Origin of the sequence: Nocardioides albus, from assembly GCF_014648255.1 — a bacterium.
Lineage (GTDB): Bacteria > Actinomycetota > Actinomycetes > Propionibacteriales > Nocardioidaceae > Nocardioides > Nocardioides albus.
On record NZ_BMQT01000006.1, the window covers coordinates 152,100 to 173,247 of the forward strand.

General features: G+C 71.2%; 11 protein-coding genes and 1 tRNA gene. 7 read left to right on the top strand and 5 right to left on the bottom strand.

Features of this window, described 5'->3' with window-relative positions; all coding sequences use genetic code 11:
- Nucleotides 1–12: 12 nt before the first annotated feature.
- The 6 genes from hutH to IEY84_RS14165 all read left to right on the top strand — a co-directional run bounded on the left by hutH (nucleotide 13) and on the right by IEY84_RS14165 (nucleotide 7,530).
- Nucleotides 13–1,560 (top strand): histidine ammonia-lyase, encoded by a 1,548-nt coding sequence (gene hutH, locus IEY84_RS14140; RefSeq protein ID WP_373292315.1) that lies wholly within the window; start codon nucleotides 13–15, stop codon nucleotides 1,558–1,560.
- Between the two features lie 22 nt (nucleotides 1,561–1,582).
- On the top strand, nucleotides 1,583–3,238 hold the full coding sequence (gene hutU / locus IEY84_RS14145; protein ID WP_221208925.1) for a urocanate hydratase: 1,656 nt from the start codon (nucleotides 1,583–1,585) through the stop codon (nucleotides 3,236–3,238).
- A 128-nt stretch (nucleotides 3,239–3,366) separates the two neighbouring features.
- The gene (locus tag IEY84_RS14150; protein ID WP_183546602.1) at nucleotides 3,367–4,593 is read left to right on the top strand and encodes an allantoate amidohydrolase; all 1,227 of its coding nucleotides are present in this window, start codon (nucleotides 3,367–3,369) and stop codon (nucleotides 4,591–4,593) included.
- Complete coding sequence (locus IEY84_RS14155) at nucleotides 4,590–5,885, top strand: formimidoylglutamate deiminase (RefSeq protein ID WP_183546604.1); 1,296 nt, start codon at nucleotides 4,590–4,592, stop codon at nucleotides 5,883–5,885. Before IEY84_RS14150 ends, IEY84_RS14155 begins: the two co-directional genes overlap by 4 nt.
- Nucleotides 5,882–7,036 (top strand): imidazolonepropionase, encoded by a 1,155-nt coding sequence (gene hutI, locus IEY84_RS14160; RefSeq protein ID WP_183546606.1) that lies wholly within the window; start codon nucleotides 5,882–5,884, stop codon nucleotides 7,034–7,036. The genes IEY84_RS14155 and hutI overlap by 4 nt, the downstream gene beginning before the upstream one ends.
- Nucleotides 7,033–7,530 carry an arsinothricin resistance N-acetyltransferase ArsN1 family B gene (locus IEY84_RS14165; protein WP_183546608.1) on the top strand — a complete coding sequence of 166 codons (498 nt, stop codon included), beginning with the start codon at nucleotides 7,033–7,035 and terminating at the stop codon, nucleotides 7,528–7,530. Before hutI ends, IEY84_RS14165 begins: the two co-directional genes overlap by 4 nt.
- Here IEY84_RS14165 and IEY84_RS14170 read toward each other — a convergent pair.
- Nucleotides 7,527–8,306 carry an ABC transporter permease gene (locus IEY84_RS14170; protein WP_183546610.1) on the bottom strand — a complete coding sequence of 260 codons (780 nt, stop codon included), beginning with the start codon at nucleotides 8,304–8,306 and terminating at the stop codon, nucleotides 7,527–7,529. The genes IEY84_RS14165 and IEY84_RS14170 overlap by 4 nt on opposite strands.
- A 104-nt stretch (nucleotides 8,307–8,410) precedes the next feature.
- Nucleotides 8,411–8,483, bottom strand: a tRNA-Glu gene (locus IEY84_RS14175).
- A 121-nt stretch (nucleotides 8,484–8,604) separates the two neighbouring features.
- Here IEY84_RS14175 and IEY84_RS14180 point away from each other — a divergent pair.
- Nucleotides 8,605–9,636, top strand: coding sequence for a helix-turn-helix domain-containing protein (locus tag IEY84_RS14180; protein WP_221208926.1), 1,032 nt, complete (start codon nucleotides 8,605–8,607; stop codon nucleotides 9,634–9,636).
- Nucleotides 9,637–9,655: 19 nt separating this feature from the next.
- Here IEY84_RS14180 and IEY84_RS14185 read toward each other — a convergent pair whose 3' ends face one another.
- The 3 genes from IEY84_RS14185 to IEY84_RS14195 form a co-directional block, all read right to left on the bottom strand.
- Nucleotides 9,656–13,762, bottom strand: a complete 4,107-nt coding sequence (locus tag IEY84_RS14185) for a S8 family serine peptidase (protein ID WP_183546612.1) — start codon at nucleotides 13,760–13,762, stop codon at nucleotides 9,656–9,658.
- A 76-nt stretch (nucleotides 13,763–13,838) separates the two neighbouring features.
- Nucleotides 13,839–18,434, bottom strand: a complete 4,596-nt coding sequence (locus tag IEY84_RS14190; protein WP_183546614.1) for a S8 family serine peptidase — start codon at nucleotides 18,432–18,434, stop codon at nucleotides 13,839–13,841.
- Between the two features lie 29 nt (nucleotides 18,435–18,463).
- Complete coding sequence (locus IEY84_RS14195) at nucleotides 18,464–21,145, bottom strand: kelch repeat-containing protein (RefSeq protein WP_183546616.1); 2,682 nt, start codon at nucleotides 21,143–21,145, stop codon at nucleotides 18,464–18,466.
- Nucleotides 21,146–21,148: the final 3 nt, after the last annotated feature.

Genomic DNA, 21,148 nt, shown 5'->3' on the forward strand with positions numbered 1-21,148 from the left:
ATGTGATCCACTCTGGTCATGACCTACACCACGGTTCCCGTCGGGGTCGGTGCCCTCACCTTCGATCAGGTAGTCGCCGTCGCCCGTCACCACGCCCCCATCACCCTCACCGACGAGTCGCTGACCGCGATGGCCACGAGCCGTGAGCTCATCGAGTCGCTGGCTCATGACACCCGGCCCCACTACGGCATCTCCACCGGCTTCGGCGCCCTGGCCAACACCTCGATCCCGCCCGAACACCGCGCCCAACTGCAGGCCTCGCTGGTCCGCTCGCACGCGGCCTCCTCGGGTGCCGAGATCGAGAAGGAGGTCGTCCGTGGCCTCATGCTGCTGCGTCTCTCGACCCTCGCCACGGGGCGGACCGGCGTGCGCCCCGAGGTCGCCCGGACCTACGCCGCGCTCCTGAACGCCCAGATCACCCCGGTGATCGGTGAGTACGGCTCGCTCGGCTGCTCCGGCGACCTGGCCCCGTTGGCGCACTGCGCGCTCGCGGCGATGGGCGAAGGAGACGTACGCAACGCCGACGGCGACCTCGTGCCCGCCGCCGACGCCCTGGCGGCCGCCGGGATCACCCCGGTGCAGCTCCGCGAGAAGGAGGGGCTGGCGCTGATCAACGGCACCGACGGGATGCTGGCGATGCTGGTGCTGGCGCTCGCCGACCTGGACGAGCTCGTGGCCACCGCCGACATCGCCGGTGCGCTCAGCATCGAGGGCCTCCAGGGCACCGACAGCGTCTTCGCCTCGGATCTGCAGGAGCTGCGACCGCACGCCGGACAGGCGACCTCGGCCGCCAACATCCGCGCCGTCCTGGCGGGCAGCGGCATCGTCGCCGACCACCGCGGCACCGGGTTCACCCGCGTGCAGGACGCCTACTCGCTGCGCTGCGCGCCCCAGGTCCACGGTGCGGTCCGCGACACCATGGCCCACGCTGCCAGGGTCGCCGAGGTCGAGCTCGCGAGCGCCGTCGACAATCCGGTGGTCACCCTCGATGGCCGGGTCGAGTCCAACGGCAACTTCCACGGTGCCCCGATCGGCTACGTACTGGACTTCCTGGCCATCGCCACCGCCGACCTCGCCTCGATCTCGGAGCGGCGTACCGACCGGTTCCTCGACAAGTCCCGCAACCACGGGCTGCCGCCGTTCCTCGCCCACGACCCCGGCGTCGACTCCGGGCACATGATCGCGCAGTACACGCAGGCCGGGATCGTCTCCGACCTCAAGCGCCTCGCCGTCCCGGCATCGGTCGATTCCATCCCGACCTCCGCGATGCAGGAGGACCACGTCTCGATGGGCTGGAACGCCGCCCGCAAGCTCCGTCGCGCGATCTCCGGGGCCCAGCAGGTCGTCGCCATCGAGATCCTCACCGCGGCCCGCGCGATCGACATGCGCTCCCCTGAGCGTCCCGGTGCCGTCGGGGCCGCGTTGGTCGCGGAGATCCGCAAGCTGGTCCCGGCCCCCGGTCCCGACCGCTTCCTCGCGCCCGACATCAAGGCCGTCGTCGACCTCGTCGCCACCGGGAAGCTCCTGGACACTGCCCGCTCGCTGACCACCGTCCGCTGACCCGACTGGAAGGATGGGAGACATGAGCGAACCACGCACTGTCCGCGCCCCGCACGGCCCCGAGATCACCGCCAAGAACTGGCAGACCGAGGCCGCCAAGCGCATGCTGATGAACAACCTCGACCCGGACGTGGCCGAGCGTCCCGACGACCTGGTCGTCTACGGCGGCACCGGCCGCGCCGCGCGGTCCTGGGAGGCGTACGACGCCATCGTCCGCACCCTCGACGAGCTCGAGGCCGACGAGACGCTGCTGGTGCAGTCCGGCAAGCCGGTCGGCGTCTTCCGCACCCACGAGTGGGCGCCGCGGGTCCTGATCGCCAACTCCAACCTCGTCGGCGACTGGGCTAACTGGCCGGAGTTCCGGCGGCTGGAGTCGCTGGGCCTGACGATGTACGGCCAGATGACCGCCGGTTCGTGGATCTACATCGGCACCCAGGGCATCCTCCAGGGCACCTACGAGTGCTTCGCCGCGATCGCTCGCAAGAAGTTCGGCGGATCGCTCGCCGGCACCCTGACGCTCACCGGTGGCGCCGGCGGCATGGGCGGCGCCCAGCCGCTCGCGGTCACGTTGAACGAGGGCGTCGTGATCGTCGTCGACGTCGACGCGGCCCGCCTCCAGCGCCGTGTCGACCACGGCTACATGGACACCGTCGCGACCTCCCTCGACGACGCGCTGGCGCAGGCCGAAGAGGCCAAAAAGGCTCGTACGCCGCGCTCCATCGGCCTCGTCGGCAACTGTGCCGCGGTCTTCCCCGAGGTCCTGGCGCGCGGGGTCGAGGTCGACATCGTCACCGACCAGACCTCGGCGCACGACCCGCTCTCCTACCTCCCGCTGGAATACACGGTCGAGGAGTGGGCCTCCCGCGCCGAGGCGGACGCCGAGGACTTCACCGAGAAGGCCCAGGCCTCGATGGCCAAGCACGTCGAGGCGATGGTCGGCTTCATGGCGACCGGCGCCGAGGTCTTCGACTACGGCAACTCGCTGCGCGAGGGTGCCCGCCTGGGCGGCTTCGCGGACGCCTTCGCCTTCCCCGGGTTCGTCCCCGCGTACATCCGCCCGCTCTTCGAGGAGGGCATGGGACCGTTCCGCTGGGCGGCGCTCTCGGGCGACCCCGAGGACATCGCCAAGACCGACCGGGCGATCGTCGAGCTCTTCCCGGAGAACGAGGGCCTCAAGCGCTGGATCACCCAGGCGGGCGAGAAGGTCCACTTCGAAGGCCTGCCGGCGCGGATCTGCTGGCTGGGCTACCAGGAGCGCCACCTCGCCGGGCTGAAGTTCAACGAGATGGTCGCCTCCGGGGAGCTCTCGGCGCCGGTCGTCATCGGTCGCGACCACCTCGACTCCGGCTCCGTGGCCTCGCCCTACCGCGAGACCGAGGCGATGAAGGACGGCTCCGACGCGATCGCCGACTGGCCGCTGCTCAACGCGCTGCTCAACACCGCCTCCGGCGCGAGCTGGGTCAGCATCCACCACGGCGGGGGTGTCGGCATCGGCCGCTCCATCCACGCCGGCCAGGTCTGCGTCGCCGACGGCACCCCGCTCGCCGCGGAGAAGATCGAGCGGGTCCTGACCAACGACCCCGGCACGGGCGTCATGCGCCACGTCGACGCCGGCTACGAGCACGCCCGCGACGTCGCTCGCGAGCGGGGCCTCAACGTCCCGATGCTCGGCGCCTGACGCCAGCAGACGACTGTGTTGGTCTCGACACGCGGTGGCCCCGCTGGTCGAGCCGCCGGAGCCGCTAGGCGGAGGCGTGCCGAGACCAACACATCACCTTCTCCGAACGACCTGAACCAAGGACCTGAATGACACTCGACGTCGTCACGCTGCTCAACGAGATCGCCGAGATCGGCCGAGATCCCGTACGCGGCGGCTACTCCCGCCATGTCTACGAGCCAGCGGAGCTCGAGCTGCGGGAGTGGTTCCGGCGTACGTCCGATGCCCTCGGGCTCGAGGTCGAGACCGACCGCAACGGCAACATCTGGGCCCACTGGGGCACGCGGGGACACGGGACGATCGCGATCGGGTCCCATCTCGACTCGGTCCCGGGTGGGGGCGCCTATGACGGCCCGCTCGGCGTCACCTCCTCCCTGGCCGCGGTCTCGGCGCTGATGGACGAAGGCTTCGTGCCCGCCCGGCCGGTGACGATCGCCGCGTTCGGGGAGGAGGAGGGCTCCCGGTTCGGCATCGCCTGCCTGGGGTCCAAGCTGATGGCCGGAACGCTCCCGGGCGACAAGGTGGCGGCCCTCGTCGACGAGACCGGGGTGACGTACGCCGAGGCCTGCCGCGCCGACGGGATCGACCCCGCCGGGCTCGGCCGGGACCAGGAGCGGCTGGCGAACCTGGCCGCCTTCGTGGAGCTTCATGTGGAGCAGGGCGTCGGGCTCGCCGATCTGGATGCCCCGGTGGCGGTGGCCTCCTCGATCCTGGCCCACGGCCGCTGGAAGCTGGTCTTCTCCGGTGAGGGCAACCACGCCGGCGCCACCCGGATGCGCGACCGCCGCGACCCGGTCGCCGCGATGGCCGCCGCCGTCCTGGCCGCCCAGCGGATCGCGTCGTCCCACGACGGCGCCGAGTCCGCCCGGGCCACGATCGGCCGCCTCACCCCGATCCCCGGCGGCACCAACGTCATCGCCTCGCGGGTGGACGCCTGGCTCGACGTACGCGGCGACACCGAACCGCAGACCCGCGCCCTCCTCGAGGAGATCCTGGCGGCCTCGAACGCAGCCGCCGAGGAGCACGGTTGCACCCTGGAGGTGACCGAGGAGTCCTACGTCTCCACGGTCCATTTCGACCCTGACCTGCAACAACGCCTGACCGACGCGTTGGGCGGAGTTCCGGTGCTCGCCACCGGCGCCGGCCACGACGCCGGCGTCCTGGCTGCCGAGATCCCCACCGCGATGCTCTTCACCCGCAACCCCACCGGCGTCTCCCACTCCCCCTTCGAGACCGCCACCGACGAGGACTGCCGCGCCGGGGCCAGGGCGCTGACCGAGGTCATCCGGCTGCTGGCGAGCGAGCCCCGCGGATGACCCGGATCCATGCCGAGCGGGCGCTGGTCGAGGGTCGCGAGCTCGCCGACGTCGTGATCGAGGTGACCGACGGTCGGATCACCGCGATCACCCCCGGCGGGAGCGCGGAGAACGCCGACCTCCGTCTCGGCACCGTGCTCGCCGGCTCCGGCAACGCCCACTCCCACGCGTTCCACCGCGCGCTGCGCGGCCGTACGCACGACCAGGGAGGTGACTTCTGGCGCTGGCGCGAGCAGATGTACGCCGTCGCCGACCGCCTCACCCCAGACTCCTACGAGCGCCTGGCCGAGGCCGTCTTCGCCGAGATGCTGGTGACCGGCTGGACCACCGTCGCGGAGTTCCACTACATCCACCACCGCCCCGACGGGACGCCCTACGAGGACCCCAACGCGTTCGGCACCGCTCTCACCAGGGCCGCGAACGCCGTCGGCATCCGGCTGACCCTTCTCGACACCCTCTACCTGTCCAGCGCCGCGGGCAAGCCGCTCCTCCCCGAGCAGAGCCGCTTCGGCGACGGCACCGCCGAGGCCTGGCTCGAGCGTTGGCAGCGGCTTCATCAGACGCACGCGGTCGGCGCGGCGATCCACTCGATCCGCGCCGTCTCCCCCGATGACATCGCGCTCGTCGCCGAGCGGGTGCCCGCCGAGGTCCCGCTCCATGTCCACGTCTCCGAGCAGCCTGCGGAGAACGAGCAGTCGCTGGCGGCGTACGGACGAACTCCCGTCCAGGTCCTGGCCGACGCCGGTGCCCTCTCGCCGCGCACCTGGCTGATCCACGCCACGCATCTGACCGACGCCGACATCGCCCTCATCGCGGACGGCGGCGCTGGCGTGGTGATGTGCCCGACCACCGAGGCCGACCTCGGCGACGGCATCGGCCCCGCCCGAGAGCTGGCCGACGCCGAGGTGCGCATCGCGCTCGGTTCAGACCAGAACGCCGTCATCGACCCGTGGCTCGAGGTGCGCGGCCTCGAGGCCGGCGAGCGGCTCCGAAGCCGACAGCGCGGACGCTTCTCCCCCGCCGACCTCGAGTCCGCCCGCACGAGCTCCGGCTACGCCGCCTCCGGCCTCCCGGGCGGCCTCCGGATCGGAGCCTGCGCCGACCTGGTGGAGCTCGACCCCGGTTCCGTACGCACCGCCGGAGCCGCCCTCGACCAGCTCGCCCTGGCGGCGACCGCCAGCGACGTACGTCGCGTCGTGGTCGGCGGGCGCGTGGTGGCCGAGGACGGTCGTCTGGCCGACGGTCGCGACCCGGCCGCCATGTTCACGCAAGCGCTGAAGGAGCTCGGATGAGCCAATTGCTGACCAATATCGCCGAGCTGACCACCCACACCGAGGAGCACGGCACCCTCCACGACGCCGCCGTCGTGATCGAGGACGGCCGGATCGCCTGGATCGGCCCCGCCGACCGAGCCCCGGCCGCCGACACGGCCGACGAACTCGGCGGCCGCGCCGTACTCCCCGGCTGGGTCGACTCCCACACCCACCTGGTCTCGATGGGCGACCGCGCCGAGGAGTTCATCGACCGGATGGCCGGCCGACCCTACGAGGCCGGCGGGATCATGCGTACGGTCGAAGCCACCCGGGCCGCCACCGACGACGACCTCCGAGCTCGAGCGAAGGCGCTCCGCGACGAGGCCTACCGGGGCGGCACCACGACCATCGAGGCCAAGACCGGTTACGGCCTCGACGTCGAGACCGAGAAGCGCCTGGCCAGGGTCAGCGCCGAGCATGCCGACGTGGTCACCTACCTCGGCGCTCACGTGATCCCCGCGGGAGCAGACCGCCGTGACTACATCGACCTCGTGACCGGCCCCATGCTGAGGGCCGTCGCGCCTCACGCCCGCTACGTCGATGTCTTCTGCGAGCAGGGCGCCTTCGACGTCGAGGAGTCCCGCGAGATCCTCGAGGCCGGCCGCGCCGCCGGCCTCGGCATCAAGGTCCATGGCAACCAGCTCGGCGAGTCCGGCGGCGTACGTCTGGCCGTCGAGATGGGCGCGACGAGCGTCGACCACTGCAACCACCTGAGCCCGAAGGACATCGACGCGCTCACCGGCTCCGCCACGGTCGCCACGCTGCTGCCTGCCTGCGACCTGTCGACCCGGCAGCCCTTTCCGCCCGCCCGGGCCCTTATCGACGCGGGTGCAGCCGTCGCGATCGCGTCCAACTGCAACCCCGGTTCGAGCTTCACCACCTCGATGGCCTTCTGCGTGGCGACCGCGGTCCTGCAGCAGCACGTCACCCTGGAAGAGGCGCTGTGGGCGGCCACCGTCGGCGGCGCGAAGGCGCTCGGCCTCGACGGCACCGAGGACGCGATCGGCCGCATCGCCGTCGGCGGCCGCGCCGACCTGCACGCCCTCGACGCCCCCACTGCCAGACACCTCGCCTACCGGCCGGGGACTCCCCTCACCCACAAGGTCTGGAAGGACGGAGAGCAGCGATGATCATCAGACCGGCCACCACGGACGACGCTGCCGCCTGCGCGCGGATCTACGCCCCGTACGTCACCGACACCCTCGTCTCTTTCGAGACCGAGCCACCCACCACCGAGGAGATGGCCAGCCGGATCGAGGCGTCCCTCGCCGAGCACGCCTGGCTCGTCCTGGAGAGCGAAGACGAGGCCGGCCCGGAGGTGGTCGGCTACGCCTACGCCACTCAGCACCGCACCCGAGCTGCCTACCGCTGGGCCTGCGACGTGTCGATCTACCTCGACCAGGACCGCCGTGGCAACGGCGCGGGCAAGGCGCTCTATGGGGCCCTGTTCCCGCTCCTGAAGGAGCGCGGCTACCGCCGCGCGCTGGCAGGGATCGCGATACCGAACGACGCCAGCCTCGGGATCCACCGATCCTTCGGGTTCACCGAGGTCGGGACGTACCGCCGGATCGGCTGGAAGTTCGACGCCTGGCACGACGTCACCTGGATGCAGCTCGATCTCTAGCGCGGGTAGATGGCGACGAGGTCGCGGCGCACGACCTTGGCTCGGGCGATCAGCCGGAGCAGCACGGCTGAGGTGATCGCCTGCACCGCCAGGAGCCCGAGCAGGACGAGCACCTGGGCGGCACCTGCGTCCAGCGGCGTACCGCCACCGAGGAGGACCCCGATGAAGGCTCCCGGGAGGGTGACGAGCCCGACGGTCCTGGTCTGGTCGAGTCCCGGCATGAGCGCCTCCTTGGCCGTCGGCTGCAGCACCACGAAGGCCGCCTCGGCAGCCGGCAGGCCGAGCGCCAGCGCAGCCTCGTACGAGCCGTGGTTGGCCTTGATCTCGTCGGAGGCTCGGCGTCCGGTCAGCGTCGAGGCCGTCATCGCGCCACCGATCAGGATGCCCGCGACCGGGATGATGCCGGCACCGTTGAACGGGACGACCCCCGAGATCAGGCACAGCCCGATGATCGGAAACGCCCCTGCCGCGATCCCCGTGGCGACCCACGGCAGCTGACGCCAGGGAACCCCGATACGCCGCGCAGACGTCGTGCTCGCCACGACGAACATGAGCGCCGCGAACGCGAGAGAGGACCACAACGAGCTGAGCGCGGCGGCGATGACCAGCGACACCACGGCGAGCTGCACCACAGCGCGCAGCGCGGCACCCACCTGCTCGCGGCCCGCACCCAAGCGGCCCAGGAAGGATGCCAGGACGGCGATTGCCACCAGCGCCACCAGCACCAACGCCAGCCGTAGGTCCGGCGACGGCGCGACGGCTGTCTGTGCAAACACACCGGGAGTCTGTCAGAGGACAGCGCTGTCACCCGGCAGGTCCCGGACCGGTCAGGAGATACTGAAGGGCCCTTCCTCGCGAGGAAGGGCCCTTCTGTGCGTTGTACCCCCGACCGGATTTGAACCGGCGTTACCGCCGTGAGAGGGCGACGTCCTAGGCCGCTAGACGACGGGGGCTTGCACGTCTGCGATGACCTCTCGGCCCCGCAGGCAGGACGAAATATTACCTGATGTCCCTCCGAACCGACGCATCGGCATCGTCGCTGCCCGGCAGCGGCACGACGGATAGGCTCGGGTCATGCTGAGTGAACTGGGCATGTCGGCATCAGCCCTCGAGGAAGAGGTCTACGGCTACCTCCTCGGCCGGAGCTCGACCTCCGCGAACGACATCTCACAAGGCATCGGCAAAGGTGCGGGCGAGATCCTCGAGGCGCTGCTGGCACTGCGAGACCGAAATCTGGCGACGAGGATCCCGAGCGTCGCCGATGTCGGCGACGATTCCGCGACCGGGCCCGACGAGGACGCGTTGTGGTCGGCCACTCCACCGGATGTCGCGCTCGGGCCGTCGGTGGGACAGATGCGTTCCGACCTGCTGCGGGCCGAGACTGCGCTGAGCTCGCTGGTGCAGGCCTACCACCGGAGAACACCTGCCACGCCGGAGTTCTTCGAGCTCTGGGAAGGCCGGCAGGCACAGGCGCAGCGTCTCGTCGAGCTCGAACGCAGCGCCACTCGCTCCATCTGGGTGTTCCAGACCGGCGGCAACGCCGTCGCGCCGGTGCCACTGACCTTCACCGAACCGCGCGCACGCCCGCTTCCGGCGCCACCGCCGGCCCTCGATGAGAAGGATGTCTCGGAGCCGGTCACCAACGGCTCGGACATCAGCTATCGGGTGATCGTCGACACCGCCTTCCTCACCGAGCCGAGCGCGGTTCGAGCACTCGACGAGCGCCTGACGGAGGGCCACGACGTACGCGTGGTGGATCAGCAGCTGATCAAGCTCGCCATCGCCGACGAGTCGCTCGCGATGATGCAGATCAACGCGAACGCCTCGGTGACGTTCCAGGAGCCATTCGTACGCCTGGCGACCGAGCTCTTCCACGCCACGTGGCGCCGGTCCCGGCCCTATCTGCGGGAGGGCACCGATCTGAGCAGCGGTGACCGGCTCGTCCTGCAGCTGATGCTGTCCGGCCTGACCGACGACGCGATGGCCAAGCAGCTCGGCACCTCCTCCCGCACCGTCCAGCGTCGGCTGAGAGCGATGATGGACGTGGCCGAGGTCAGCAGCCGGATCCAGCTCGGTTGGTACGCGATGCGCAACAACTGGGTCTGAACCGGCTGCCGACCGGTGGTCAGCTGGGCATCAGCGCGACGTAGTCGGCCAACGACTTCCCCTGGTGCTTCAGCTGGGGCGCGGTGACGGTCGGGGCCGACGAGTTCTGCTTGAGGTAGTTCTGGCTCACCCAGGCCATGTCGCGTCGGTCCACGTCGCCATCGAAGTCGATGTCGGCGGCACGACGGTCGGTCCCGCGGGCCGCGTAGATCTCCGCCGCATCTCGGACGTCGATCACGTCGTCGCCGTTCACGTCGCCCGCGACCAGCGCCGGCACGGTGGCGTAGCTGCTGCCGCCGATGCCGGCGTCGGTGTGGATCACGCCGCCGACCTTCTCGTACCAGGTGAAGTGTCCCGGTGCCCGGGCCACGAGCCGGTAGGGCTCCGCGGTCACCTGCAAGCCGGTGGCGAACCGGGCGGTCCGGTCGCCCACCACGGACGTCACCCCGCCGTCTGGGGCGATCAGGTCCACCTCCAGCCCGGCGGCGCTGTAGTCGCGGTCGGGGTCGAAGGCGTAGCCCGGTGTCAGCAGCGCCTCCGCCGCGGGACGAGCACTGAAGGCAACCGAGGAGTTGAGCATCTGGACCGAGCCGTAGTACTGGGTGTTGACGTTGACTCGCGTGCCGTCAGCCGTCGTGCCGCCGGTGGTGTTGCTGCCGATCCCCACGGACCCGGCCCAGGAGCCGTCGAGGACCTCATAGGTCACCTGGAGCGTCGGCAGCGCCGCCGTGGTCAGCGGCTTCGGCAACGCGATCTCCACGCTGCCCGATGAGGAGCCACCGTTCGGGTTGTCGGTGAACCGGAACGAGGTCGGCTCCATTGCGGTGAGCTCGTCGGTGGGCGTGACCGACTTGATCCGCATCGTCCGCGCGTCATAGCGGAAGCTCGCCCGAATCGACGTCCAGTCCTCGAGGTTGTGGATCCGCATGGTCTGCGTCACGACGTCGCCCGGGCCGGCCGCACGGGCGTCGGCGTCGACGACCAGATAGGGGTATCCCTCGTCGGCGAAGTTCACGAAACGGGTCTCACCCAGGTTCCCGGCTGCGTCTTGCGGCCAGATCCACAGTGGGCTGACCGGCGGGCCCTTGGGATAGGTGATCTCCTCCCGGATGTGGCCCGCGGCATCGGCGTTCTCGAATCCGTCCGGGGCGTTCGGGCTGAACTGGGCCCACAGGATGCGGCTGTCCGACTGGTCGATGTCGATCCCGGCCTTCCGGATCGCATCGACCTCGCCATCGTGGATGGTGCCGGTGATCTCTCGACCGGTCGCGTCCGCGGGGCGCTCCACGACCAGCGGCTTGGCCGGGTCTCGCGGCCCGAACTCGTCGTCGTACGTCGGTGCCTTGGTGTCCACGTAGATGTCGCGGACCTCGGTGTCGGTGTTGCCGTAGGCGTCGTTGCCGACGATCTTGAGCTGGTAGTGACCGTCGGTGAGCCACTTGCTGCGGGGGTCGACCGGCGCCAGCGGGTCGCCGGTCAGGTCGAAGTAGCGGCCGAGGATCACGGCCGGCCCGTAGTCGACGCCTTCGCGCAGTCCGATGGTGTTGATCGCGCCGACGTAGCCGATCTCCTCGCCGTGCTCGTCGGCGACGAAGATGTCGATGGAGCGCAGCTGTCCGTCGATCCGCAGCGAGAACGTCGCTTCACCGCCGGCGGCCTCGCCGGCGCCGGTGCCCTGGTTGGTGCTCAGGACAGGCTTGATCATGTCGACCGCGGCGAGCCCGGTCTTGGCAAGGCGGAAGCCGAACGGAACGGTGAAGCGCTGGTTCGTCTCGGTGTCGGTGACGACGAGGCGGCCCTCGTAGTAGCCGGCCGCGGCATCGGCCGGCACCTTCAGCTCAGCGGCGAGCTTGCGCTGACCGCCCGGCCCGAGAGTGGCTGTGTCGGGAACCTCGAGCGTGATCCCGTTGGTCGCGGTGTCCTCGGACGAGTCGCCACCGCGGCCCAACTCGACGTCCAGCTGGTAGCGGGCGACCTTGTCGCCGCGGTTGCGAAGCGTCAGCGACCTGCCCTCCGCGACATCCTCGCCGTGCGGCAGGGTGCCGAAGTCGAGCGCCCCGGTGTCGTACGACTCGGTCGAGGTGACGCCGCCCGGCCCCACGAGCGCGAGCTCCGCGGCGACCCGGACGGCGCTGGTGGCATGGGCGGCCCGGTAGGGGTCGACCTGCCCGGCACCGGCGGCGAAGACGCTCGGGTCCCCCGCCAGCGGCGCCGCGGTGTTCATCAGCGCGACCTTGATGTCCTCGGGACTCCGGTCGGCGTCGTCCGCGAGCAGCAGGGCCGCGGCACCCGCGACGTAGGGGCTGGCCATCGAGGTGCCGCTGAGCCGTCCGTACGCGTGCTGGTAGTCGTCGCCGACGACCTCGTCGTCCTGGTCGACCATGTAGGCAGGCACCGCCGAACGCACGCTGACACCGGGGGCGGTGACCTCGGGCTTGATGCTGTTGGTGCCGAACACCGGGCCCCGCGAGCTGAACTCGGCCAGGCCTCCCTCGCCCAGGACGAAGCTGCCGTCCTCGGTGAAGGCGACCGTCGCGGTGCCGGAGCCGACCAGGGCCGCGATCGCGCGGCCGTCGTCGCTGGTGACCGAGAACGTGGGGACGAAGTCGTCGGACTCGCCCAGATAGTGACCGACGTGGCCTTCCTCTGGCTTGTCGTTGACCAGCAGCACGGCCAGCGCGCCACTCTCGGCGGCGTACTTCACCTTGTCGTTGAGCGAGATCGCTCCGCGAGTGACCACCACGACATGACCGGTGACCTCCTTGCCGGTGTAGTCGCGACGCTGACCGGTGCCGACGTCGGTCACCGGGTGTGTCCCGGCGATGATCGTGGCGGGGTCGGTGGACAGCGGACGGGCGAGAAGCCTGGCCTCGACGCGGGTGCCGCCGACGTCGGCCACGTAGGCCGGCAGCTGCATCGGTACGTCGTTGGCGCCGACGGTGATCGGCAGCGCCGCCGCCCCCGGGGTGCCGAGCGTGTAGGCGTCGGGGCCGCTGTTCCCGGCCGCGATCACCGTGACCACGCCGGAGAGCGCGAGCGAGTTGGCGGCCATCGCCTGCGGGCTGCCCGCGTCGTTGACCGCAGCGCCCAGGGACATGTTCACCACGTCCATGTCGTCGGCCAGGGCCTGGTCCATCGCGGCGATGATGTCGCTGGTGTAGCCGCTGCCGTAGGGACCGAGCACCCGGTAGGCGTACAGGTCGGCGTCGGGGGCGATCCCGGCCGCACCATGCTCTGAGCCTGGCTCGTCCTGGCCGGCGATGATGCCGGCCACGTGCGTGCCGTGCTGGGTGTAGTAGGAGTTGCCGCCGGAGAACTCGCTGCGCTTCGACGCCTTCCAGTCGGCGTAGCTGGTCTCCATCGGGTCGGTGTCGTCGTCCACGAAGTCGCGGCCACCGACGTACACATCGCGCAGCGCCGGGTGGCGGTAGTCGATGCCGGTGTCGATGATGCCCACCTTGACGCCGTCACCGGTGATGCCGTCGCCGTGCAGCTGCGCCACACCGGCGGCGATCTCCTCCTGGGTGCGGCCCTCCGGCGCGGCGGCGAGCCTGCCTGCGACTCCGGCGCCGGCCTCGGGAGCGGAGAGCGTCGTCACCTCCGCGTCCGGCCAGACGGAGGCGACACCGTCGATCTCGGCGAGGTCCTCCAGCGCGGTCCCCGAGACCCGCATGCTGAACCCGTTGAACGCCTCGTCGTAGGTACGGCGTACCTCGGCGGTGGTGCCCGAGCCCTTGCCGAACTTCTTGCCCAGGTGATCGCGGGAGCTCTCCCGCGCCTCGGACGCGCGCTCGGTCGCCTGCGCCATGGTCAGGGGGTGGCCCTTGCTGGCCGCGAGCAGTCGTTCGGTACGCGCCGGCGGCTGAGCCAGCGAGACGATCACGTCGACCGGCTTGTCCGCGGTCAACAGTGCGCGGTCGTCGACCTGGAGACCGCGGACCTCCACCTCTCCGAGCTGGTCCAGCGCCAGCCGCTGATCGGGGCTGAGGGAGGCGATGATCTCCTCGGCCGACTGCTGCGACGCCGCGGCGCCGGCCGCGGGTACGACCCCGGCCAGCGGGGTGGCCAGCGCCGCGACGGCGATGACGGGAAGGGCTGCTCGGGCCGAGCGCCACGACAGACTCACGGTGTTGTTCTCCTGGTTCCTGGTTCGTTTCAGCTGGTCGACAGGGCAGACCCTCGCGGGCGACCGCCCCGCCTGTTCAGCAGCGTTGTTCGAGCGTGAGGTCGACGATCGTCGCCCGGCCCTTGTTCCTGACCTTGACCTCGCTGCTGGCCGCGGTCCATCCGTCTCGCAGTGCTGAGACTCGCACCGGATTGTGCGCGGTGTCGACCCAGCGGAGGTAGGCGCCGTCGTCCCCGGTCAGACCGGTCCAGCGCACCCCGGCATCGACCTGGACTGTGGCACCGGTCAGCGGCCCGGTCTCCCCGTTGCAGGAGTCGCCCTTGATGGTCCCGACCACAGCACCCCAGGTGCTGGGGACCGGCGAGGTCACGGTGACCTCGACCCCGGCCGTCGGGTACGGGGTGTCCTCGAGGAGGCGGAGGCTCGCCCGCACCTCCCCGGGCTGGGCGATCGCGGCACCGTCCAGAGCAAGGGTCACCTCGGCCTGCTCCCCGGGCGCGAGAGTTATCTCTCCCGGAGAGAGCGCCATCCAGCGTACGTCCGACGCCGCCCCGAGGCAGTCTCCCTGGCCGGACAGCAACGAGACCTGGGTGGACACCGAGGTGCCGTTCGGCGATCCGCCGAGCGTGTAGAAGCCGCAGGCGGAGGCGCCGCGATAGACCGGCGTCGGCGCGTTCGGAAGCGCCGTCCAGGCGTCGGTCTGCGGGTCGTAGGCCCAGCCGGCGGTGGTGATGCTCGCCCCGGCGATACCACCGGAGACCAGCAGCCGTCCGCCTTGGGCGGCGACGCCGGAGCCCCAGTGAGCGACCGGCATCGGGGTGAGCGCCGACCAGGCGTTCTTCACCGGGTCGTAGACGTAGGCGGCCCGGACCGCGGAGGCGCCGTTGCTCCCGCCGGCGCAGTAGACCTTGCCCCGGATCGCGCCGCAGTTGAGCCAGCCGGCCTTCACCGGGTAGTCGGCCAGCCGCTCGAAGGAGTCGGCGCCCGCGTCATAGGCGAACACCTCGCTGTGGTCGCACGAGCTCGCGCACCCGCCGACGGTCAGGATCCGGCCATCGAGGACGGCCGTGCCGGCCGCGGCCAGCGGGACCGGGTGCTCCGCGCCCCGGCTCCAGGTGTCGGTGCCCGGGTCGTAGAGCTGCGTCCGGGCGACGGGATCGCCCCCGGCGGCCCAGCCGCCGAGCATCACGAACCGGCCGTCCACGAACGCACCGGCCGGCCTCTGCCGGGCCTGGGGCATGTCCGCGATCCGCCGCCAGCCCAGGTCGGGGTCCAGCATCCAGCTGGTCGCGACCGGACCGGCGCCGAGGGTGCCGCCGAAGTTGTAGAGCCGGTTTCCGAGCGTTCCGGCGACGCTGTCCACGGTCCCCTGCGGCATCGCGGCCTGGCTCTGCCAGCCCTCGGCGAGGGTGCCGGCTGGGGCCCGGGAGCTGCGCGGCGCAGCATCGTCGAGCGGGCCGACGTCCTGCAGCGGGGTCACCTCGGCGCGCTGGGTACGGGTCGTGCCGAGGTCGGTCATCGCCGCCTGCGGTGCCTGGTAGCCCTCCGGGACGGCGAGGTCGCCGCCGCGGTCACGCTCCGCCAGCCGGACGGTGGCCGGGGCGGATCCGGTGTTCTCCACCGTCACGGTCCGCTCGGCCTTCGCGCCGATCGGCACGGTAGCGGCGATCTGGCCGGTGGAGACCTTCAGCCGTCCGGCGGCCAGCTCCAGCTCGGTCTCCACGACCTCGTCGGCGACGACCGACAGCGCATCGGTGGCGGTCTGGTACTCCGCCAGCGTCGCGGTGACCTCGCGGTCGCCGGCCGGCGCGAAGAACCTCACCAGACCGTCGTCGAGAGCGGGGTCGGCCGGGGTTGTCACCGACGTCGAGGTGACCGAGCCCGCGCTGATCCGCGCACCCGGCAGGCCGGCGCCGGTGTTCCCGTCGGAGACCTGCCCGACCACGAGCCCACCGGGCGCCGGGTGGCACCCGACGTTCTCGTCCTCGGCGTTGGCCCAGTCCAACGCGTTCTCGAACACCAGCTCGCTGGTCTCGGACCAGTCGTCGGTGTCCCGGGTGTAATAGGGCGAGTGCATCGCGAGCAGCACGTACCGGCTGGTCGCCCGCTGCTGCACCGCGATCGCGGCGCCGCGAGATCCCGCGGTCGAGGAGCCGACGGTCGCCAGGACCTGCCGGCCGTCGCCGTCGTACCCGTTGAACCACTTCATCCAGGCCGGCAGCCCGGGCTCGTGGTCCCAGCGTTCGCCGACCTTCACACCGGCGAGCACCGGGTGCTCGGCGACCGCCTCGAGGTAGCCGGTCTCGCCCGCCGCGGCTTCGGCTCCACCGGTCGAGGTCGGGACCCCGGCGTACTTCGCCAGCGTCGTGACGCCGCCCCAGGTGCCCTTCTGGCTGTCGGTGAAGACCACGCCGGTGCCCTCGGCGTCCATCCGGGTGAGGAAGCTGGTGAAGGCAGCCTGCCGAGGATCGGTGTAGCTGTAACCCCAGACGACGATGTCGTACCCGGTGATACCGGCGATCTGACCCGGCCGGACCATGTCGACGGCGATCCGGCGCTGGTCGAACCGGGCCCGGAACTGTTCGGGGAGGTCGGTGACGACCGCGATCCGCGGCTGGGCCTTGACGTAGCCGGGCGCGTCGGCGCAGTCGGTCGGGTCCACCTTCGCGACCAGGTCGACAGGTCCGTTCGTCCCAGCAGGATCCAGCGTCGTGCTTGCCGGCTGGTAGCCGCTGTCGACCGGGCTGGCGGTGAGGTCGTACGCCGCGCCGGTCGGTAGCTCGACGGCGTACTCACCGGTCGCCGGGTCGGTGAAGGTGGTCACCGGGGTGCCGGGAACCGAGACCTTCGCATAGAGGGGCCAACCGTGCCCGGAGCCGTCGGCGACCTTCCCTGCGACCCGCTGCGTCGGGGCCTTCGCCAGCTCGGCGTCGTGGCTGGTCGACTTTCCGACGGCGATCTCGACGCCGGCCTTCTCCTGGGTGGTGTAGCCGAACGCCGAGACCTTCACGGTGTAGCTGCCGACCGGCAGCGCCATCCGGAAGGAGCCGTCGGCGGCGGTGTCGCGGGAGGTCGTGAACGAGCCCTCGGCAGTCACGGTCGCCCCGGCGATCGGGTCGCCGCCGGCATCGGTCACGGTGCCGCCGAGGAAGCCGGCCTCGCCCAGGGGCGCGCGTGCGAAGAGCGCCGCCACATCGAGCCGGCCCTCGCCCCAGACGTTGTTGTCCGCGGGGGTGCCACCGCAGGTCAGGTCCTCGGTGTCGATGGCGGTCTCGTTGAGCAGCCGTTGGGTGGCCGGGATGTCACCGACCAGAACCGGTGCGGCCGACCACAGCAGCGCCACCGCGCCGGCCAGGTGCGGTGCCGCCATCGAGGTGCCGTTGAAAACGTCGTACCCGTTGCCGGGGACCGAGGAGCGGATGGCTACGCCGGGGGCGGCGATCGCCGGCTTGATCTCGCCGTCCTGGCCAGGGCCGCGGCTGGAGAAGGAGCCGATGGTGTGGTTGACCGCGTACGCGCCGACGGAGTAGTTGACGGTCCTGCTGCCGGGGGCGCCGGAGGTGGCGCAGCCGGGACCGTTGTTGCCGTTGGCGAAGGAGCTGAAGATCCCGGAGGCCTCCCAGGCCTTGGAGATGTCCTCCATGAACGGGTCGTTGGACGGGGCCTGGCTGCCCCAGGAGTTGTTGACCACGTTGGGCCGCTTCGCTGCGTTCGGGTTCTCCCCGTTGCGGTCGGTCGGCTCGAGGATCCACTCCCCCGCAGCGATCAGCGCGGTGTCGCTGGGGCAGCAGCCGTTGACCGCGATCCACGTCGCGCCGGGTGCGACACCGATGCCGGTGCCACCGGCGTCGTCGCCGACCATGGTGCCCATGGTGTGGGTGCCGTGCCCGTCGGAGTCGCACGGTCCGGCGCAGTCGGCGCCGGCGACGTCCATCCAGTTGTAGTCGTGGTCGAAGGTGCCGTCACCGTTGTTGCCGCGGTAGGACGACACCAGAGCCGGGTGGTCGTACTGCACCCCGGAGTCGATGTTGGCCACCACCATGCCCTGGCCGTTGACGCCGTACTCCGACCAGACCTGGTCGGCGTGGATGTCGGCGATCCCCCACTCGACCGCGGCGGCGGTCGATTGCGGCACGACCGACTTCGTCTCGATCGGTTCGGGGGCTGCATAGGCACGAGGCACGTAGAGGCCCTCGACGTCCGGTTCGGCGGCGAGGGTGTGGGCCAGCCGGCTCGACCCGCTCTTGACCAGGATGGCGTTGGTCGCCCAGAACGCCCGGTACGTCACGCCGCGCTTGCGCAGCACAGCACGGGTCTCGGCCTGGCTCTCCTCGGCCTGCGCCCGCAGTGCGTCCGCGACCGCCTTCCCGCGCTCTGCCCAGTCGGTGTTCTGGCTGGCGCCGGTGAGGTCGGCCGCGTCCTCGAACCGGACCAGGAAGTCGTCGGTGCCCTTCTCGAGCTGCTTGGCGAGCTTCTTCTCGATCTTGTCCGCCGGGTCCTTGGCCGGGCGTTCGGCCGCAGGCACCACCGTGGCGGCGCCGCTCCCGACCGGCCCGGCGACTGGCACAGCAGCCGCGGTCGGCGCGGTCAGCAGAAGGCCACCGAACATCGCCATGGTGGTCGCCAATGCCGCGATCACGCGGAAGCGCCGGGAGTTCAGCCGGGTACTCACAGATCCACCTCGATGGGTCGTCATGCCGGTCAGCAGCCGGTCCGGGTCAGGGAGAAGTCCTCGGTCGCCACGTCCACGGGGCTCTTGGGTGCCTTGAGGAGGCGGGTCTCGATCTCGTAGCCGTCGTGGCCGACCACGAGCTGGAGCTGTTTCTCGTCTTTGTCGATCCAGCGGCGATAGCGGCCGTCGGCGGTCGTGGTCAGGGTCCAGCCGGAGCTGACCCCGTCGACCTGCACGGTCGCCCCCGCCAACGGAGCTGGCGTGCCGTCGCAGGCCTTCGCGGTCACGGTGCCCTGCAAGAAGCCCCAGTCCTTCGGTGCAGGGACCCGCATGGTCACCGCCAGTGGTGACACCGGATACGGCGTGTCCTCGACCAGACCGAGCTGGGCGGCCAGGTCACCGGGCTGGCCGGCACCGGCCGGGTCCGCCGTCAGGGTCATCGTGACCGACTCCCCCGGCTGGAGGGTGGTGCCAGCTTCGGGGGCGGACGAGACCCAGCCGACATCGGTCGTTCCCGGGTCGCAGCCGTCGTACCCGCTGAGGACGAAGACGTCCTGCTTGCCGGTGTAGCCCGCCGAGGCGCCTCCGACTCGTACGCCGCAGGCCGATCCACCCCGGTAGAGCAGCGTGTTCAGCCAGGGCAGCTGGGACCAGCGGTCCTGGCCGGGGTCATAGGCCCAGGCGTCGCGGGTGGGGAACCCGGCGTACATCCCGCCGGCCGCCACCAGGCGTCCGCCGGAGGTCCAGGTCGTGGCTCCCCAGCTCTCGCCGGGGAAGTGCGCACCCTCGGTCCAGGTGTCGGTCGCCGGGTCATAGATCCAGGTGGCTCCGTTGACTCCGTAGTAGTCGTCGGTGTCGGCGCCGCCGGCGCAGACGATCCGGCCGTCGACGGCTCCGCACGAAGGCCAGGAGACCTTGACCGGGTAGTCGGCGAGCCGACGGAACTCGTCAGCGGCGACGTCGTAGGCCAGCACGCTGTTGTTGCCGCAGACCGTGGTGCACCCGCCAACGGTGTAGACGACGCCGTCCATGATCGCGCTGCCCGAGCCGGCCAGCGCCTGCGGGGATGCAGCGCCGGTGCTCCAGCTGTCGGCCTTCGGTGAGTAGCGCAGCACCTGCGAGGCGAGGTGCTGCCGGTTGTCCACCCAGCCACCGACCATGACCATCGTGCCGTCCACGAAGCCACCCGCGGCGGCCAGCCGACCCTCGGGCATCGGGGCGGTCGGCTGCCATGCACCGGCGCGGTCGCGGAGCACCCACCCGTCGGTGATGGCCTTGCGGTCGGCGCTCGCGCCGCCGAAGGAGTAGAGGTCTCCGTCGTGATCCCCGGCGATGTTCTCGGTGATGCCCATGGGCAGCGAGGGCAGGCGGCTCCAGGCTTGGTTCTGCGGCGCAGGGGCCGCCGGCGCCCAGTCGTCGTCCAGCCGCTCCGGTGGCTCGGTGGTGCCGTCCGGCTGCAGGAGGGCGAACCCACGGTCCCGCTCGCGGACACCGACGGTGGCCGGCGCGGTGCCGGTGTTGGTCACGGTGATCTGCTGGGTTCCGGTCTCGCCCCAGGGAACGGTCGCATCGATCCCGGCGCCGGCGACCTCGAGCCGCCCGGCGGCCAGGCTGACGTCCGCGGTGGCCACCTCGTCCGGGCTGACGCGTACGGGAATCTCCTCGGCGACGTATTCGGCGCTGTCGACAGCGACAGTGTGCTCCCCGGTCGGCAGGAAGCCCCAGTAGAAGCCGGGGTCGCTGCTCGGCGAGGCCATGACGGCGCCGTCCACCCGAGCTCGGACGCCGGCGACGACCGCGCCGGTGTTCTGGTCGCTGGCGGTGCCTGCGACCAGACCGCCCTCGACGGGGAGACAGCCGCGCTTGCCGACGAACACGTCGTCGACGGCGAACCAGTAGATGCCGCCGGTGAAGTTGAACCGCACCTTCACATCAGGCTGGTCGGCCGCGGCAGGGAGAGGTACGACATGAGTGATCGGCCCGCGCTCGCCACCGCTCTTGCTCCACACGGCGGTCCAGGTCTGACCACCGTCGACGGAGACGCTCGCCGAGGCGGTTCCCGAGCCGAGGTCGCGGAGGTCGCTGGAGAACTGCAGCTCGGGCTCGGCGACCCCGCTGAGGTCGGTCTTCGGCGAGATCAGCGAGGAGTCGAAGGCCTGGGCCGACCCGGCGTCGTGGTCCGCGATCGCGAAGCCGCCCGATCCTCCGGTCAGGTTGCCGCGCCCGCCGGGGTCGTCGAACCTCCAGATGTTGCCGGTGCCGGCGTGATCGACGACCTGCCACCCTTCGGTCGTCGCGGGGGTGTCGAAGCCCTCGGTCATCCCGTCGAGGCGGTAGCCCGGAGCGCGGCAGGTCTCGGTCTCCGCGGTCACCTCGAGGTCGACGGCGGTGCCGTCTGCGGCGACGGTCACCGGGGTCGTCGAGGTCTCGTATCCGGGGTAGACCGGGTCGACGCTGACCTCGCCGACCGTTCCTGCAGGCACGTCGAGGCGAAACGCTCCGGTCGAGGGATCCGAGTAGGTCACGCTCCCGCTCATGCTCACCTTGGCACGTACCGGCCAACCGTGGCCGGACCCGTCGCGCACGTGGCCGGTGAGCAGACCGGCCTCGGCCACGGCCGTGGGCACGCCGCCGGCCACAGCCGGGGTCGCTGACCCGGCGAGCACCAAGGCCGCGAATGCAGCGAGACCGAACCTGGAGTGCGGACCCATGTG